The organism is Pseudoalteromonas sp. S2755, assembly GCF_005886535.1.
Classification (GTDB): domain Bacteria; phylum Pseudomonadota; class Gammaproteobacteria; order Enterobacterales; family Alteromonadaceae; genus Pseudoalteromonas.
Genome location: NZ_PNDS01000173.1, coordinates 1 through 1,713, shown reverse-complemented (window position 1 = coordinate 1,713; position 1,713 = coordinate 1). Strand labels below are relative to the sequence as shown.

1 protein-coding gene is annotated in these 1,713 nt (G+C 42.2%); it reads right to left on the bottom strand.

The window, feature by feature from the left end:
• Positions 1–150 precede the first annotated feature (150 nt).
• Complete coding sequence (locus CWC03_RS21920; RefSeq protein WP_138583657.1) at positions 151–1,449, bottom strand: methyl-accepting chemotaxis protein; 1,299 nt, start codon at positions 1,447–1,449, stop codon at positions 151–153.
• Positions 1,450–1,713 lie beyond the last annotated feature (264 nt).

The window sequence follows — 1,713 nt, the reverse complement described above, 5'->3', positions numbered from 1 at the left end:
GAAGGCACAAGGGCGCGAATACATCAAAGAGGCCGAGGTAGCACCTCATCAAGAGCCCGGATATAAGCACGCAATCACACCAATAATGCAAAAAATGGCTTGTACAATTGGAGGAGTCCATATAAGCCGCTTTATGCGGCGATATTTAGGTTAGTCTGACAGCCCTTTAACCGTGTTTGTGAGATTTTCTGCACCTTGTTTTATTTCATCCATCACTTTATTCACTTCATCGATCTGCGCAAGGCCAAGCTCTGTACTTTCAGACACAGTATTCATCAATGCGGTGGCTTCTTTGGTTAGCACTTCATTCTGATTGACCACTTCATTAATTTCGTTGGTCGATTGTGAAGTACGAGCAGCTAGGCTTCTTACTTCATCGGCTACCACTGCAAATCCCCTTCCCTGCTCACCCGCTCTTGCGGCCTCTATCGCTGCATTTAACGCCAGTAAGTTAGTTTGCTCCGCAATTGCACTAATGGTAGAAACAATTGCAGAGATCCCTTTTGACTGTTCATTAAGTTTTGAGATTGCGGCCATCGCATTTTGCACTTGATTAGAAATAAGCCCTGAAGTACTGACTGACTCTTGCAATAATGAACTCGCACGAGCGGCTATCTGCTCAGTTTGCTCTGCAGTTACTTGTGCAATTTCAGCTACTTTTGCCACTTGATGGGCCTTTTGCACACGAGATGTTATATTCGTTGCAAACTTTATGACTTTGATTACTTTGCCGTGCTCATTGAAAATAGGATTATACGTTGCTTCAATCCATATATTTTCACCGGATTTACTTAATCGGAGAAACTGCCCACTTTTGTACTGACCCTTTGCCAACTCTTGCCAAAAATGTGGATGTTCTTTATAAAAGCGATCGTCACAGAAAATTCGATGATGCTGGCCTTTAATCTCACTTAGCTTGTAACCCACTGTTGCAGTGAAATTTTGATTCGCATCTAAAATCACTCCCTCAGGCGTAAACTCTATTGTTGCCATAGATTTATTTAGCGCGTTGGCTATCGCTTCTTGTGCTTTTATCGTGAGTTTTTCTGCTGTGATGTCACTCGCAATTTTCACGATACGAGTAACCTTGCCATCCTCTTCAACTGGGAAGTAGGTAGCATCGAGCCAAACCACTTCTCCTTTTTTATTAACACGCTCAAAATTGCCAAACTGAGCTTGGCCGCGCTTAAGGTTAGCCCAAAAACTGCGATATTCTGACGAATTTACGTAGTCCTTATGACAAAAAATACGATGATGCTGCCCTATCACTTCAGCTTCGGTATAGCCCACCACAGCGAGAAAGTGTTGATTGACCGCAGCAATATGGCCATCAGGTGTAAATTCAATTTTCGCGACCGCCTCATCAATAGCAGAAAGTAATGCCCGGGCACGGTTAAGTTCAGCGGTCAAATTTTCAACTTCTTGATTTGGCTTTCGAAAAAAGTTCATAAGCTATTCCATAACAAACAATATGCATGACTGCATTATTAGCATAGTTTTGGTAATAAAGTATGAAATATAGATAAGAAAATGGATTTTAGCGAACTAGCATGCTCGCCAACATGAAAATAGCCACGCTGTTTTACAAAGCTGCGTGACTTGCTCTTAGCCTAGATTAGGGCCTGTTTACCTTTCAAGTTTGTTTTTGCAGCAGTTTGATTGGTATTTGTACAAGGCAGAGCCTGCGTAGCATAGTTATTCTATGTGAGTCAG

Coding starts and splice junctions, on each gene's coding strand:
- CWC03_RS21920 (WP_138583657.1), bottom strand. CDS start 1,449: ATGAACTTTTTTCGAAAGCCAAATCAAGAAGTTGAAAATTTGACCGCT.